The organism is Micromonospora sp. NPDC000207 (assembly GCF_040300925.1).
Classification (GTDB): Bacteria; Actinomycetota; Actinomycetes; order Mycobacteriales; family Micromonosporaceae; genus Micromonospora.
Genome location: NZ_JBEPEQ010000121.1, coordinates 1 through 15,888, shown reverse-complemented (window position 1 = coordinate 15,888; position 15,888 = coordinate 1). Strand labels below are relative to the sequence as shown.

At 73.4% G+C, this 15,888-nt stretch carries 6 protein-coding genes and 2 pseudogenes; 1 reads left to right on the top strand and 7 read right to left on the bottom strand.

What is annotated here, in order from left to right; genetic code table 11:
• Positions 1-181 precede the first annotated feature (181 nt).
• The 3 genes and pseudogenes from ABT336_RS23405 to ABT336_RS23395 all read right to left on the bottom strand — a co-directional run.
• A pseudogene (locus tag ABT336_RS23405) lies at positions 182-3,322 on the bottom strand (non-ribosomal peptide synthetase); the annotation flags it as partial.
• On the bottom strand, positions 3,322-6,702 hold the full coding sequence (locus tag ABT336_RS23400) for a non-ribosomal peptide synthetase (RefSeq protein WP_350899079.1): 3,381 nt from the start codon (positions 6,700-6,702) through the stop codon (positions 3,322-3,324). The pseudogene ABT336_RS23405 and the gene ABT336_RS23400, both read right to left, overlap by 1 nt.
• The gene (locus tag ABT336_RS23395) at positions 6,699-11,864 is read right to left on the bottom strand and encodes a non-ribosomal peptide synthetase (RefSeq protein ID WP_350899077.1); all 5,166 of its coding nucleotides are present in this window, start codon (positions 11,862-11,864) and stop codon (positions 6,699-6,701) included. The genes ABT336_RS23400 and ABT336_RS23395 overlap by 4 nt, the downstream gene beginning before the upstream one ends.
• A gap of 202 nt (positions 11,865-12,066) precedes the next feature.
• Between ABT336_RS23395 and ABT336_RS23390 the strand changes: the two genes are divergently transcribed.
• Complete coding sequence (locus tag ABT336_RS23390) at positions 12,067-12,882, top strand: alpha/beta fold hydrolase (RefSeq protein ID WP_350899075.1); 816 nt, start codon at positions 12,067-12,069, stop codon at positions 12,880-12,882.
• Positions 12,883-12,936: 54 nt separating this feature from the next.
• Here ABT336_RS23390 and ABT336_RS23385 read toward each other — a convergent pair whose 3' ends face one another.
• The 4 genes and pseudogenes from ABT336_RS23385 to ABT336_RS23370 all read right to left on the bottom strand — a co-directional run.
• A complete protein-coding gene (locus ABT336_RS23385) occupies positions 12,937-13,662 on the bottom strand; it encodes an SDR family oxidoreductase (protein ID WP_350899073.1) in 726 nt (241 codons plus the stop codon).
• A gap of 67 nt (positions 13,663-13,729) precedes the next feature.
• Positions 13,730-14,656, bottom strand: coding sequence for an ornithine carbamoyltransferase (locus tag ABT336_RS23380; protein WP_350899071.1), 927 nt, complete (start codon positions 14,654-14,656; stop codon positions 13,730-13,732).
• 8 nt (positions 14,657-14,664) lie between these two features.
• On the bottom strand, positions 14,665-15,132 hold the full coding sequence (locus ABT336_RS23375; protein ID WP_350899069.1) for a helix-turn-helix domain-containing protein: 468 nt from the start codon (positions 15,130-15,132) through the stop codon (positions 14,665-14,667).
• 359 nt (positions 15,133-15,491) lie between these two features.
• A pseudogene (locus ABT336_RS23370) lies at positions 15,492-15,888 on the bottom strand (hypothetical protein); the annotation flags it as partial.

The window sequence follows — 15,888 nt, the reverse complement described above, 5'->3', positions numbered from 1 at the left end:
TGGGCGGCCGGGGAGACGTTGTCCCACTCCCAGGTGGTGGAGTGCAACTTCGGGTCCCGCATCCAGTCCCACTGGCCGTGCATGACGTTGTGGCCACGTCGCTGCGCAGCAGGGCCTCCAGCTCGGCGGCCATCCCGGCGACTGTGGGGGCGGCGAAGAACGCCGACAGCGGCAGGTCCCTGTCGAAGGCCCGGCGGGCCCGCGCGACGAGCCTGCTGGCCAGCAGCGAGTGGCCGCCGAGGTCGAAGAAGTCGTCGTGGGCCCCGATCCGGTCCAACCCGAGCAGGTCGGTCCAGATCCCGGCCACCTGCTCCTCGATCGGGTTGCGGGGGGCGACGAAGGCGGTGCCGACGTCCGGACGAGCCCCGTCCGGGTCGGGCAGCGCACCCCTGTCGATCTTGCCGTTCGGGTTCAGGGGCAATGCGTCGAGCACCACGATGGTGTTCGGCACCATGTAGCCGGGCAGGAAACCCCGCAGGTGAGCCAGGAGTTCCCCGACCGAGGGGGGCGGAGCGGCGACGGCCCGCTCCACGTACGCCACGATGGTGTGGTCGTCGACGTCGTCCGGGCGGGCCACCGCCACCGCCTCGGCCACCGCCGGATGGCGGCGCAGCTGCTGTTCGATCTCGCCCAGCTCGACCCGGAACCCGCGCACCTTCACCTGGTGGTCGATCCGGCCGAGGAACTCCACGACGTGGTCGGCCCGACGACGGACCAGGTCACCGGTGCGGTAGAGGCGACGCCCCGGAGCGTACGGGTGGGGCACGAACCGTTCGGCGGTCAGCTCGGGTCGACCCAGGTAGCCCCGGGCCAGGCAGTCGCCGCCGAGGTACAGCTCACCGGGCACCCCGACGGGGCACAGGTTGCCGTGCGGGTCGACGACGTACAGCTCGGTGTTCGGAATCGGACCGCCGATCGGCACCCGCCCGTCCAGGTCGTCACCGGGGTGCATGGTGTGGGTGGCCGCGAAGATCGCCGCCTCGGTCGGGCCGTACCCGTTGACCAGGACCGCGTCGGGGGCGAGGTGGCGCAGCGCCTTCTCCGAGTGGCTGGTGGAGAGCTGGTCGCCGCCGGCGATCAGGGTACGCAGACCGCCGAGGGCGTCACCGGCGACGTCGACGACGGCGTGGAACAGGGCGGCGGTCAACCAGCAGACAGTCACCTGGGCCGCCGGGATGAACACCCCGACCCGCTCCGGCAACGCCTTGCCGGGCAGGATCGCCAGCTCCGCCCCGTTGGTGAGGGCACCGAAGATCTCCATGACCGAGACGTCGAAGGTCAACGACAGGGCGTGCATCATCACGTCGTCCGGGCCGATCGACGCGTACGTCGGGCGGTGCACCCGGGAGACCGCGCACCGGTGGTCGACGGCTACCCCCTTGGGGCGGCCGGTGGACCCGGAGGTGTAGATGACGTACGCCAGGTCGTCCGGGGTCACCGGGGTCGCGGCGGGCACCGGCCCGGCGGGGGCGTCGACGGCGCCGGTCTCCCCGTCGATCGGCAGGACGGTCGTCGACTCCGGCAGCAGGTGCCGGGTGGTGGGGGCGGCCACGACGGTGCGGGCCCCGGAGTCGGCGAGCATGTACGCGAGCCGCTCGGGCGGGTTCTCCGGGTCCAGCGGCAGGTAGGCGGCACCGGACCTGAGGATGCCCAGGACCCCGACCACGGAGGCCGGGGACCGTTCGACGCAGACCCCGACCAGGGTTGCGGTGCCGACGCCGTGGGCGCGCAGGAGCCGGGCCAGCTCCTCGGCGCGCTCGTCGAGTTCCCGGTAGGTCAGCTGCCGTCCGGCGCAGGAGACCGCGACGGCGTCGGGGCGGAGACGGGCCTGTTCGGCGACGAGGTCGTGTAGGCAGTGTCCGCTGTCGACGGCCACGGGGTCGGTGACGGCGGCGGCGAGGAGGGCCTCCCGCTCGGCCCCGGCGGGTAGGACGAGGGTGTCGACCGACGCGTCCGGATCAGCCACCACCTGCCCCAACACACTCACCCAATGACCCACCAACCCCTCCACCCCACCCCGCGACCACACCTCCGACGAAAACTCCACAAACCCCGCCAACACCCCCGACTCCAACGGCCACACATGCACCGACAAATCAAAAGCCGCCGACCGAGACTGCGACGGCAACGACTCCACCACCACATCCCCGAAAGCCGACACCTCCCCCGGCAAATTCTGCACCACCAACGCCACCTGAACAAAAGGAACAACACCCGACCCCCGACGCGGATGCAACTCCTCCACCACCCGATCAAACGGCACATCCTGATGCGCAAAAACATCCAACGCACCCGACCTCACCCGACCCAACAAACCCCTAAACGACGGCCCCCCCGACAAATCCCCCCGAAAAACCACCGTATTCACAAAAAACCCGATCAACTCCTCCAACTCAGCCAACGGCCGATTCGCCACAAACGAACCCACCACCACATCATCCGAACCCACATACCTCCCCAACACCACCTCCAACCCCGCCAACAACCCCATAAACAACGTCGCACCCTCACCCCGACACAACCCCACCAACCCCTCCGACACCCCCACCGGAACCTCAAACCGCACCCGACCACCACCCGAACCCGAACCCCGACCACCACCACCCCCCAACAAATCCATCACCACCGGAGCACCACCCAAATACCCCCGCCAAAAACCCAACCCCCGCTCCAACACCCCACCCGACAACCACTCCCGCTCCCACACCACAAAATCCGAAAACTGCACACCCAACCCCACCAACGGCGAACCCACCCCCGACACAAACGCCTCATACAACACACCCAACTCCCGCAACAACACCGAACCCGACCACCCATCAAAAACCACATGATGAGCCGACACCACCAACACATGCTCACCCACACCCACCCGCACCAACACCCACCGCGTCAACGGCCCCACCGACAGGTCGAACGGCTCCAGGGTGGCCTGGAGGACCCGGGCGGTGACAGCGTCGGCGCGCCTGTCCACCGGGACCTCGGCCAGGTCCACCAGCGACAGTTCGACGGCGGACGGCGGGGAGATCACCAGGTGGGGTTCGCCGTCGACGGCGACGAACCGGGACCGCAACACCTCGTGCCGCGCCACCACCTCGTCGATCGCCCGACCCAACGCCGACACGTCCAACCCACCCACCAACCGCAACGGCCACACCACGTTGTACTCCACCGAACCCGGCCGCAACCGATCCACGAACCACAACCGACGCTGCCCCGACGAGACGGGGACCAGGCGTTCGTCGCCCTCGGCGAGGAGGGTCGCCAGGACCTGGACCTGGTCGGCGGCGCCGGTGGTTGCGGGCTGACGGTCGGCGGTCATCACTGCTCCTGCGGGGCGGCGTCGGGTGCGGTGCCCGGCTGGGCCGGGCGGCGGAGGACCGGGGACGATCCGGTCGGGGCGGCGGACCCGGTCGGCGGTGCGGCCACGCTGCCGAGGATCCCGGCCAGCAGCTCCTCGCTGCTGGCCCGGCGCAGTCGCGGTACGGCGGCGGCCGGGCGGACCGGCGTCGGGCCGGTGGACGGCGGCGCGACGGCCGCCGCGAAGGCGGCCAGCGTCGGGTGCTCGAAGACCTGACGGAGCCGGACCTGCGGGCCGAAGTGCCGACGCAGCCGGGACACCACCTGCGTGGCCAGCAGGGAGTGTCCACCGAGGGCAAAGAAGTCGTCGTCCCGGCTCACCTCGGCCACGCCGAGGACCTCCACCCAGACCCGGGCGACGGTCTGCTCCGCCCCGCTGCGCGGTGGGGAGGACTCGGCCCGGGGGGCGATCGGCGGCTCCGGCAACCGACCCCTGTCGATCTTGTCGGTGCCGGTGCGGGGCAGGGCGTCGACGACGTACCAGCCGGTCGGCACCAGGTATCCGGGGAGCAGGGCGGCGAGCCCGTCGCGCAGTCGACGGTGACCGTCGGCGGCCAGTCGGGGCGCGTCGGCGGACTCCACGTAGCCGAACAGTTCGAGGTCGCCCCGGGGACCCGGGCGGGCCACCACCGCCGCGTGACGGACCCCGGGGAGGGTGCACAGGGCGGCCTCCACCTCGCCGGGCTCCACCCGGTGTCCACGGATCTTGAGCTGGGCGTCGACCCGACCGCCGAACTCCAACTGGCCGTCGGGCAGCACCCGGGCCAGGTCGCCGGTGCGGTAGAGCCGCTCCCCGACACCGAAGGGGCTGGGCACGAAGCGTTCGGCGGTCAGCCCCGGGCGGCCCAGGTAACCCCGGGCCAGGCCGGCACCGGCGACGTACACCTCCCCGAGCACGCCGGGTGGCACCGGCGTCAACTCCCGGTCGAGGACGTAGCAGGCGGCACCCGGGACCGGCGCTCCGATCGGGATCCGACCGCCCAGGTCCGCGACGTCGGGTCCGGCCAGCGGGGCGAGGGTGACGGCGATGCTGGTCTCGGTGGGGCCGTACGCGTTGCTGAGCGCCACCCACGGGCACGCCCTCCGCCAGGCGGTGACCCGGGCCGGGGTGGTCGCCTCGCCCCCGATCACCAGCAGGCGCAGCCCTCCCGGTGCGGGCGGGTCGCCCTGTTCCACCTCCGTCACCAGCTCGTGGAAGTACGCGGTGGGCAGGTGCGCCACCGTCACCCCGAACCTGGCGCACTCGTCGAGGAACTGCCGGGGGGTGTCGATCATGTCCTCGGTCCGCAGCACCAGGCACGCCCCGGTGGCCAGGGCCGGGAAGATCTCCTCGGCGCTGACGTCGAAGCTGAGGGCGGTGAACTGCAACACCCGGTCGGCGGCGGTCAACCCGTGCGCGGCCCGGTCCGCCGCCGCGTAGTTGACCACACCCCGGTGCGTGACGAGCACCCCCTTTGGGGTGCCGGTGGAGCCGGAGGTGTACATCAGGTAGGCGGCGTCGTCGGGGTCCACGGCGACCGCCGGGGCCGGTCGGGCCGACCCCGGTGGGACGGTGCCGGGGTCCAGGACCGGGACGTCCGTCCCGGGCGGAACCGCCGCGTCGGCGTCGGCGAGGACGGCCGTGACCTGCGCGTCGGCGAGCAGCGCGGCGATCCGGACGGTCGGCAGGTCGGGGTCGACCGGCAGGTACGCCGCACCGGCGCGCAGCGTCCCGAGGAGCCCGGCGACCGCCCCCGCCGACCGACGGGTCAGCAGGCCCACCACGTCGCCGCGACGGACCCCGGCGTCGTGCAGCCTGGCCGCCACGTCACCGGACCAGGCGTCCAGGCCCCGATGGTCCAGGGTGCGTCCGGTCGCCGGGTCGTGGACCGCCGGGGCGTCGGGGGTCCGGCGTACGGTGTCGGCGAACAGGTCGGTGAGGGTGCCCGCCGGGGCGGCCAGGTGTCGACCGTCGGCGGCGGCGAGCACCTCGCCCCGGTCGGCGTCGCTCATCAACGCGACCGAGCCGATCCGCACCGACGGGTCGGTGGCCACCGCCGCCAACACCACCTGGTAGGCGGCGAGGATCCGGTCGGTGGTGCCGGGGTCGAACAGGTCGGTGTCGTACTCGGCGACCAGACGTGGCCGGTCGCCGTCGACCACCGAGAGGCTGAGGTCGAACAGGGAGATCCGGCGGTCGGTGACGGGCACGTCGGTGGCGGTCACCCCCGGCAGCCGCAGCGCGTCCAGGCCCCCCGGCTGGACGTCGAACATGACCTGGAAGACCGGGTGGTAGCTGGGTTCCCGGTCCGGGCGCACCGCCTGGACCACCTGCTCGAACGGCAGCCGGGCGTGGGCGTGGGCGTCGAGGACGACGTCGCGGACCCGGGCCAGCAGGTCGGTGAAGGTGGGGTCGTCGCCCAGGTCGAGACGGAGCGCCACGGTGTTGGTGAAGAACCCGATGAGCTGTTCCAGCTCGACCCGTTCCCTACCGCCGACGGCGGTGCCGACGACCAGGTCGTCGACGCCGGTGTGGCGGTGCAGCACCACGGCGAACGCGGCCAGCAGCGTCATGAACGGGGTGACCCGTTCCCGGCGGGCCAGCTCCCGCAACGACCGGGCCACCTCGGCGGGGACCACCGTCTCGACCAGGGCTCCGGTGTGGCGTCGGACCCCGGGGCGGGGCCGGTCGGTGGGCAGGGGCAGCAGCGGCGCGGCCCCGTCGAGCACCCCACGCCAGTGGTCGAGCTGGTCGGTCAGGCCGCCGGTGGCGAGTACCTCCCGCTGCCAGAGGGCGTAGTCGGCGTACTGGAGGGGCAGGTCGGGCAGGAGCGCGGGGCGGTCCTGCGACACCGCCGCGTACGCCTCGGCCACCTCGCCGAAGAACAGCGGCGCCGACCACCCGTCGAAGACGGCGTGGTGCAGGGTCAGCAGCCACACGTGGTCGTCGGCGGCGAACCGGAGCAGGTCGCTGCGCAGCAGCGGCCCGGTGGCCAGGTCGAACACCGTACGGGCGTGGGTGGCGGCCCGGTCGGTGGCGGTGTCGTCGCGGTCCTGCCAGGCGGTGGCGGTCAGGTCGTGGACGGCCGTCGGCACCGGAAGGTGGGCAGCGATCACCTGGTGGGGTCGGCCGTCGACGGCCCGCAGTGTGGTCCGCAGCGCCTCGTGCCTGTCGACGACGGTCTGCACCGCCGTGGCCAGCGGACCGGTCCGCAGCGGACCCCGCAGCCGGACCGCGAAGTGCACGTTGTACAGCGGGTTGCCGGGTTCGAGTTGGTCGGCGAACCAGAGTCGTTCCTGCCCCGGGGAGGCGGGCAGGGCGACGACGCTCTCGTCGCCGTCGGGGGCGTCGCCGACGGTCACCGGTCCCCCTCCGTCGGGTCGCCGACGGCCACCGCACCGAGAGCCGGTCCGCCGGACGTCACGGAGCCCGGGGGCGGTCCGTCGGGGGCCGACGGGGTCGGGTCCAGCGCGGTGGCCTGCACCCGGTAGGCATCCCGGGACCGGGGCACCAGGGCCGGCTGCAGGCGCGCCGCGACGCCGACGCCGATCCGCCGGGCCACTCCGGCCACCGTCGGTGCGGCCAGCAGGTCCCGTACGGACAGGTCGACGCCGAGGTCGGCCAGGAGCCGGGCGGTGACCCGGGCGGCGAGCAGCGAGTGTCCACCCAGGTCGAAGAAGTCGTCGTCGGCACCGAGTGCGGCGACGCCGAGCACCTCCCGCCAGACGGCGGCCACCCGTTCCTCGACACCCGGCTCGGGCGGACGGGACCGGGTACCGGGTGCGGGCTCGACGGTGTCCGGGGCCGGCAGGGCCCGCCGGTCCACCTTGCCGCTGGCGGTCCGGGGCAGCGCCGGTAGGACGGTGACCGCCGTCGGCACCAGGTACGAGGGCAGCGTGCCCCGCAGGGCGTCCCGTAGTGCGGTCGGGGCGAGTCCGGTCCCGCCGACGTAGGCCACCAGCCGCAGTCCGGTCCGGTCGGGGTGGGCTACCACCACCGCGTCGTCGACGCCCGGCAGGGCGCGCAGGGCGTGCTCCACCTCCCCCGGCTCCACCCGGAATCCCCGGATCTTGACCTGGCTGTCGGCGCGGCCGAGGAACTCGATGCCGCCGTCGGGGCGGAACCTGCCCCGGTCCCCGGTGGCGTAGTACCGTCCCCCGCCGGGGGCCGGCAGGAACCGCTGGGCGGTCAGGTCGGGACGCCGGTGGTAGCCCCGGGCCACCCCGACCCCACCGAGGACGATCTCGCCGACCGCCCCGACGGGGACGGGGGCACCGGCGGCGTCGAGGATCCGTACCTGGACCCCGGGCAGGGGTTCACCGATGGGCAGCGGCCTGTCGTCGGCGGTCACCGGTCCGAGTTCCCGCAGCGTGTCGCCGATGGTGACCTCGGTGACCCCGTAGACGTTGAGGATCCGGGTGTCCGGGCCGAACGCGGCGCGCAGCCGCCGGTGGTCGGCGGTGCTCCACGCCTCCCCGCCGATCGCTGCCAGCCGCAGCCCGGTCAGCCGGTCCCCGGTGGCGGCCAGGTGGGCGGCGAGCAGACCGGCCACCGAGGGGAGCAGTTCGACGGTGTCCACGTCGTGGTCCCGGATCACCGTCAGCAGCGCCGCCGGGTCCGCCGCCGCCTCGGGTGGGCAGAGGACCAGCCGCCCCCCGGACAGCAGGGCCCGGACCAGGTCGCCGGTGCAGACGTCGAAGGCCAGGGCGGCCAGTTGCAGGTGTACGCCCGGGTGCCGGTCGAGGTCGTAGGCGGCCCGCCAGGCGGCGTACTTGGCCGACAGGGACCGGTGGCTGATCCCGACGGCCTTGGGTCGGCCGGTGGAGCCGGAGGTGTAGATCAGGTAGGCGAGCTGGTCGGGGTGGACCTCGACGGCGGGGTCGGTGTCGGGGGCCTCCGCCAACGCCGGGTCGTCGGGCCGGATGAGCTGCCCGACCCGGGCCTCGGGCAGGTCCCGGTCGGTGACCAGGGCGGCCGGGTCGGCCGAGGCGAGCAGGTCGGCGATCCGCTCCGGTGGGCTGTCCGGGTCCAGCGGCAGGTAGGTGGCGCCCGCCCTGAGTGCGCCGAGCACCGCGACGACCCAGTCGACCCCCCGGGGCAGCCAGACGCCGACGACGTCCTCGGCACCGACCCCCCGGGCGCGCAGCAGGTGGGCGAAGCGGTTGACGCGCCGGGCCAGGTCGGCGTAGGTGACCGGGTCGTGGCCGGGGTGCACCACGGCGACGGTGTCACCCCGGGTCGCGGCGACCCGCCCGAACAGCTCGCCGACGGTGCCGTCGGTCGGTACGTCACAGGTCGGGGCCGCCGCCGTCGGGGCGTACGCGCGCAGGGGCAGTTCGGCGAGGCGGGACCGGGGGCTGTCGACGACGGCCCGCAGCAGGTCCCGGTACGCCTCGGCGAAACCGGCGACGGTGGCGGCGGTGAACAGGTCGCTGCGGTACTCCCAGATCATGGTGATCCGCTGGTCCCGGTCGGCGGCGGGCACCCCCACCTGCCGTTCGGCGCGCGGGACCACGAGGACCGACAGGTCCAGTTTGGCGGTCCCGTTGTGCCGTTCCAGGTAGGTGGCCGAGATCGGCCCGGCGTGCAGCGGGACCAGGGGGGCGTCGTCGAAGTTCATCATCGCGGCGAACAGCGGGTTGTGGCCGGGGCGGCGGGCCGGGGCCAGTTCGCGTACCAGGTGGACGAAGGGCAACGCCTGGTGGGCCTGGGCCTGCTGGCTGACCCGGCGTACCTGGTCGAGGAGGTCGTCGAAGGGCAGGTGGCCGCCGGTGGCCAGGCGCAGCACCGCCGGGTTGACGAACATGCCGAGGATCCGTTCGGTGCCGGGGACGGCCCGGTTGCCGTACGCCGACCCGACGCAGAGTTCGTCCTGGCCGGTGAAGCGGTGCAGCATCGCGGCGTACGCGGCGGTCATCGTGACGAAGAGGGTGACGCCCCGGTCGCGGCTGAACTCCCGGACCGCCGCGCACAGGTCGGCGGGGAGTTCCACCCGGTGGACCGCCCCGGCGGCCTGCTCGCCGTCACCGCGCGGGTGGTCGTAGGGCAGGTCGAGGTGGGCGGGGGCCCCGGCGAGGGTGGTCCGCCAGTGCTCCAGTTGGGCCCGCATCCCCGGCCCGGCCAGCGCCTCCCGCTGCCAGTGCACGAAGTCGAGGTACTGGAGGGTGGGGTCGGCCGGGGCCGGGGACCAGCCCGCGACGGCGGCGTAGTTGGTCAGGACCTCCTCCACCAGCATCGCGAACGACCATCCGTCGTGGATGATGTGGTGCTCGACGAGGATCAGCTCCCACTCCTCGTCGGCGAGGCGCAGGAGCGTCCACCGCAGCAGCGGCAGCCGACCGACGTCGAACGGTTCGCGGATCTCGGCGGCCACGACGTGTTCGGCGGCGGCCCAGGGGTCGGGCGCGGCCCGCAGGTCCCGGCCGACCACCCGGACCGGGTACGGCGGGTGGACGATCTGCACCGGTTCGCCGTCGCGGGAGGTCACTGTGGTCCGCAGGATCTCGTGTCGGCGGACCACAGCGGTGAGGGCGGCCTCCAGGAGCCGGACGTCGACGGGGCCGGTGAGCCGGATCGTGGTGGGCGCGTTGTAGGCGAGGTTGGCCTCGGAGAGCTGCTCGAAGAACCAGATCTGTTCCTGCATCACCGACAGCGGGCCGTGCCCGCGTTCACCGGTGCGCTGGCGCAGCACCGGCAGGCCGGTCTCCGGCTGCGGCTCGGTGCCGGCCCGGGCCACCCGGTCGGTCAGCTCGGCCAGGGTGGGGTTGGCGAGCAGGTCCGACAGGGGCACCGCGACCCCGAGGTCGGCGAGGAGGTCGGCCTGGACCCGGGCGGCGAGCAGGCTGGTGCCGCCCAGGGCGAGGAACCTGTCGTCGGCCCCGACGGTCGGCAGGTCGAGGATCCGCTGCCAGATGGCGGCCACCGGATCCGCGTCGCCGTCGCCCGGGTTCGCGGCGGTGGCGCCCGGGTTCGCGCCCCCCGTCGGGTCCACGGCGGTGGCGCTCGGGTGCACCGGCAGGGCGGCGGTCAGGGCCGCCCTGTCGACCTTGCCGCTGGGGCGCAGCGGAAGCCGGTCGAGGACCCGCCACCCGGTGGGCACCATCCAGGTCGGTAGCCGTTCGCCGAGCCAGGCGGCCAGCTCCCCGGTCGGGGGGACGGTGGTGGCCTCGACCCCGACGACGTGGGCGACGAGCCGCCCGTCGCCGCCGGTGACGCAGGCCTGTGCCACTGCGGGGTGACGCAGCAGGGCGGACTCGATCTCGCCCGGCTCGATCCGGAAACCCCGCACCTTGAGCTGTTCGTCGACGCGTCCGAGGAAGGTGAGGACGTCGCCGCTGCGCCTCACCCGGTCACCGGTGCGGTACATCCGGGCCCCGGGGGGACCCCACGGGTCGGGGACGAAGCGGTCGGCGGTCAGGTCGGGACGACCCAGGTACCCCTGGGCGAGGGCGGTCCCACCGACGTACAACTCCCCCTCGTCGGCGGTGGGCGCGTCGGTGGGGAGTTCACCGTCCACGACGTGGAGCGCGCGGGGGCCCACCACCGACCCGATCGGGACACCCGCCGTACCGACGCCGTCCTCGACCCGGGCGACGTGCAGCGACGCGGTCATCACCGTCTCGGTCGGCCCGTAGGCGTTCACCACGTCCGGGCCGACCGGGCCGACGGCGGCGTGCCACCGGGCCAGGGCCGACGACGACAGGGCCTCCCCGCCGACCAGGACGGTCCGCGTCGACGCGGCCACCGCCGTGCACGCTGCGGCGTGCCGGGCGGTGGTCAGCTCGGCGAAGAGGGCGGTCGGGAGGTCGGCGACGGTGACCCCGTGGTCGGTGACGGCCTGTGCCAGCTCCACCGGTCCCCACACCCGGTCGTCGCGCAGCAGGACCGTGGCCCCGGCGGCGAGACCGCCGAAGAGCTGCTCCATCGCCACGTCGAAGCTCTGCCCGGCCATCTGGAGGACCACGTCGTCGGGGCCGAGGCCGAGCCGCCCGACGATTGCCCGCAGGTGTGCCACAGCGGGTCCGTGCGACACCACCACACCCTTGGGTACGCCGGTGGAGCCGGAGGTGTAGATGACGTAGGCGGCCTGGTCGGCGTCGACCGACACCGGGTAGTCGTCGGCGGGCGGGACCGGGGCGTCGACGTCGTACGTCGGCACCTCGGTCACAGTGGTCCCGGTGGTCCCGGAGGTGACGGCGAGGCGTACCCGGGCGTCGGCGAGCAGGGCCGCGCGGCGGGCCGGCGGGAGGTCGTCGGCGAGGGGCAGTACGGCGGCCCCGGCCCCGAGCACCCCGAGCAGGGCGACGACGAGTTCCGGTCGGCGGCCGGTGTGGACGGCCACCACGTCCTGTGGGCCGACCCCCCGTCCGCGCAGCGCGGTGGCGACCGCCACCGCCCGGGTGTGCAGGTCGGCGTAGGTCAACCGGTGCGCCCCGCAGACCACTGCGGTGCCGTCCGGGCGATCGGCGGCCTGCCGGGCCACCAGCTCGTGCAAGGTACCCGCCGCGTCGTGACCGGCTGTCATGTCTCCCCCAGCTTTCCGCAGGTCGGCGTCGGGCGTCCGACGTGACGCGACCCACCGGCGGCACGCGCGGGTGGGCGCGATGCCGCACGCCCGCGGACCGCCGGATAAGAGATTTCGGGACCGCCCGAAGCGTTGACAAGGACCTGGCGACTAGTCGCCAGCCACGTTGACCGGCCACCGTGGCTGGCGATTGGTTGTGCAGGTGAGGCGTACCCGCACGGTCGAGGTCAACGGCGTGACACTCTCCTACCGGCGGGAGGGTGCCGGTCCGCCGGTGCTGCTGCTCGCCCCGGCGGCGACCCGCTCGGCGCTGTGGGACCTGCACCAGGTTCCGGCGCTGGTCCGGGCCGGCTACGAGGTGGTCACCTTCGAACACCGGGGCACCGCCCCGTCGAGTTGCCCGCCGGGGCCGTACCGGCTGGCGGAGCTGGTCGCCGACACGGCCGGGCTGATCCGCGCGCTGGGCCTCGGGCCGTGCCGGATCGCCGGAAGCTCACTCGGCGCGATGGTCGCCCAGGAGCTGGCGCTCACCCGCCCGGACCTGCTGGTCGGCATGGCGTTGCTGGGCACCCGGGGTCGGCTCACCCACTTCCTGGAACGGCTCTCGGCGGCCTCGGCGACGGTGATCAGGTCGGCCGACGCGGTCCCGCCGGAGTACGCGGCGGTCACCGGGATGGCGACGCTGTTCGGGTTGCGGAGCCTGGCCGACGACGAGTTCACCCGCAACTGGTTGGACCTGGCGACCCAGTTCCCGATCCAGGGGGACGGTCCGGCGGGCCACTACGCGGCGACGATCTTCCCGAACCGGCTCGACGCCCTGACGGCGGTGAGCGTTCCGACCCTCGTCGTCGGTTTCGCCGAGGACCTGATCACCCCGCCGCAGCTCTGCGCCGAGGTGGCCAAGGCGATCCCGGGCGGCGAGTACGTCGAGATCGCCGAGTGTGGACACTTCGGTTTCCTGGAGAGCCCCGACGAGGTCAACTCCCACCTCGTCGCCTTCTTCGACCGCCTCGCCTGAGAGCAGGGTCGGCCCCGACCTGACGCCGAGCGACGGGTCGGGGCCGACCCACTGTCAGTCGACGGGGGCGAAGGCGTACGGGTACGGGGGCCGGTCCGCTCGGAGCACCAGGACGGTTCCGGGGCGTCCGGCGGTCAGCTCGGTCACCGCGGCGGCGGCGACGGCGTCGACGGTGAGCATCTCCCCCGCCCCTGCGAGGGCCCCCCGGTACGGTTCCACGAATCCGGTGTCCACGAAGTCCGGACAGAGCGCGGCGATCCGGATCCCCCGTTCGTGCAGCCCGTCGGCGAGCGCCCGGACCAGGCCGACGACTGCGTGTTTGGTCATCGCGTACACCGGGTCCAGGTCGAACGGGGTCAGACCGGCGATCGACGAGGTGACCAGGACGGCACCGCCTCCGGCCCGTTCCAGGGCTGGCACGCAGGCCCGGACACCGAAGACCACGGCGTCGACGTTGACCCCCATCGTCGACCGGTACCTGTCGAGGTCGAGTCGGACGAGGTCCGGTTCACCGCAGAGCATCCCGGCGTTGAGGTGGACCAGGTCGATCCGGCCGTACGCCGCCTCCGCGCGGGCGAACGCCGTCGCGGTCCCCTCCGGGGTGGCCAGGTCGGCGCGGATCGCCGTACCGCCGATCTGCCCGGCGACGCGGCGGGCGGCCGCGCCGTCGCGGTCGACCACGACGACCCCGGCGCCCTCGGCGGCGAGTCGGGCGGCCACTGCGGCACCGATGCCGTTGCCGCCGCCGGTGACGACGGCGACCCGACCGGCCGCGCTCACGTCGTCACCCGGGGGCGTTCCGGGTCGGCACGGGGACCCACCTCGACCACTTGCTCGGGCTGCGCCCTCACTGCTGCTCCGCCAGGCACCGTTCCAGCACCGCCATCGCGCTGTGCAGCTTGTTGTCGGCCTGCTCGAAGGCGATGCTGCGGGGGCCGTCGAGGACGTCGGCGGTGACCTCCTCGCCCCGGTGGGCGGGCAGGTCGTGCATGAACAGCGCTCCGGGCTGGTCGGCCAGCACCGCGTCGTCGACCTGGAAGGGGGCGAAGCGGTCCCGCCAGTCCGGGTGGGGTTTGGTGGTGCCCGTGGTCTGCCACCGGGTGGTGTAGACCAGGTCGGCCCCGGGGCACCGGCGCATGTCGTGGTGTTCGACGATCGTCGACCCGCTGGCGTCGGCGAGGGCGGTGGCCTCGGCCAACACCTGTGGCGGGAGGCCGTACTCGGGTGGGGTGTTCAGGTGCAGGGTGGTGCCCGGGAACCGGGTCAACGCGAGGGCGAGGGCGACGGCGGTGTTGTTGCCCTCGCCGACGTAGCGCACCCGGACCCCGTCGACCCGTCCGAATCGGGAGGCGATGGTGGTGAGGTCGGCGAGCGCCTGGGTCGGGTGTTCGAGGGCGCTCATGGCATTGACCACTGCCATCCGCTGTTGGTCGGCGTAGGTGCGCAGCTCCTCGGTCGGACCGGCGGTACGGGCCACGAACGCGTCGAGCATTCCGGACAGGACCCGGGCGGTGTCGGCGGTGCTCTCCCCGGTGTTCACCTGGAGGTCGTCGGGACCGTACGCGACGATCGACGCGCCCAGTCGCAGCGCCGCCACCGAGAACGAGGTCCGGGTCCGGGTGGAGGTACGCCGGAAGTAGATCCCGACCACCCGACCGGCCAGCGGGCGGGCGCGTTCGGCGGCCCGCCGGTCACCGGCGATTGCCACACCTCGTTCGACGAGGCGGCGCAGTTCGTCGTCGTCGAGGTCGGAGATGGAGAGAAGATGCCGCATGCCCCGCCCTACTGCTCGGTGTTCGAGGTGTGGTGTGGAAGGTGTCGGGGGGAGAGCCACCCCTGGTTGGCCGCCGCCACCCCCGCCTGGAACCGGCTGATGACGCCGAGGTGTTCGAGGAGTTCGGAGACGCGTCTGCTGAACGTGCGGGGCGACATCCCCAGGCGCTGGCTGGCGGTGACGTCGGTGGCCCCGGTGAGCAGTTGCGCCAACACCGGCAACAGGTGGTCCGGGATGTCCATCACGGAGCGGCCGGGCGCTGCGGGCGGGGCGGCCTGCGCCCCGGGCGGCTCGTCCCACCCGCCGTCGACGGGCGACGGACGGCGTGTCGACAGGTCGGGTCGGGCCTGCGGCCGGGCCAGCCACGGATGCGGTGCCGACCGGGGTGACCGGGGTCCGAGGACCGCCTGGTCGCCGCCACGGGCCGACAACGGATCGGCGCTCACCCGGTACGGACCGGGTTGTGGCCGATCCACCCTGGCACCATTCGGAACGCGACGCGTGAACGCGCCATTAACGTGGTACGTATCTGCCACCAATTACCCCCGTTGGCATGTCGGTACGGTGCCGGCACCAGGCAGCGACAGTGTGATTTGTGCGCCACCGACCGGACCGAGAGTAGCCGGAATCTCATTTCCCGTCCTAGCCGTCCGCTCTTTTTTCGCTCTACCCCTCGTCTCGCCGACTTTGGGAGCGCTCTCTCATTGTCCCGGCGACAGCATGAGTCGATATGTCGAAAAATCGTCCCGCCCGGTCAGGCAATTTCGGAAAGTGACCGGACGACCACGTGGGGACAAGGTGAAAAATGTTTCGCCCGCCGCGCCGGATCGCTGTGTCACCGGTCCTCGTGGCACCCACCTGCGGTCTCCAGGGCCGCGCGCTCCCGGGCCACCAGCCGACACAGTTCGCCGATGCGGTAACGCAGGACGTCGTCGCCGCCGAGGGGCGGGGTGGGGGTCGACCGGGCCACCGGGTGCACCAGGCGGGCCTCGACGAGTTCCTCGGTCACCTCGGCGGCCAGGTACGACGACGCGCCGGTCAGGCGGGCCGCGTCCCCGGCGGTGAACTCGGCACCGGGCAGGGCGCCGAGGGCCCGGAAGAGTCGCCCGGCCCGGGGTGAGAGGCGGGCGTAACCGGTGGCGACGGCGGCCCGGACGTCGAGGTCGCCGAAGGAGAGCGCGTCGAGGCGCTGGCTGGGCTGCTCGACGGTGGCCGCGTACCGGGCGAGCGTC

Coding starts and splice junctions, on each gene's coding strand:
- ABT336_RS23395 (WP_350899077.1), bottom strand. CDS start 11,864: ATGACAGCCGGTCACGACGCGGCGGGTACCTTGCACGAGCTGGTGGCC.
- ABT336_RS23380 (WP_350899071.1), bottom strand. CDS start 14,656: ATGCGGCATCTTCTCTCCATCTCCGACCTCGACGACGACGAACTGCGC.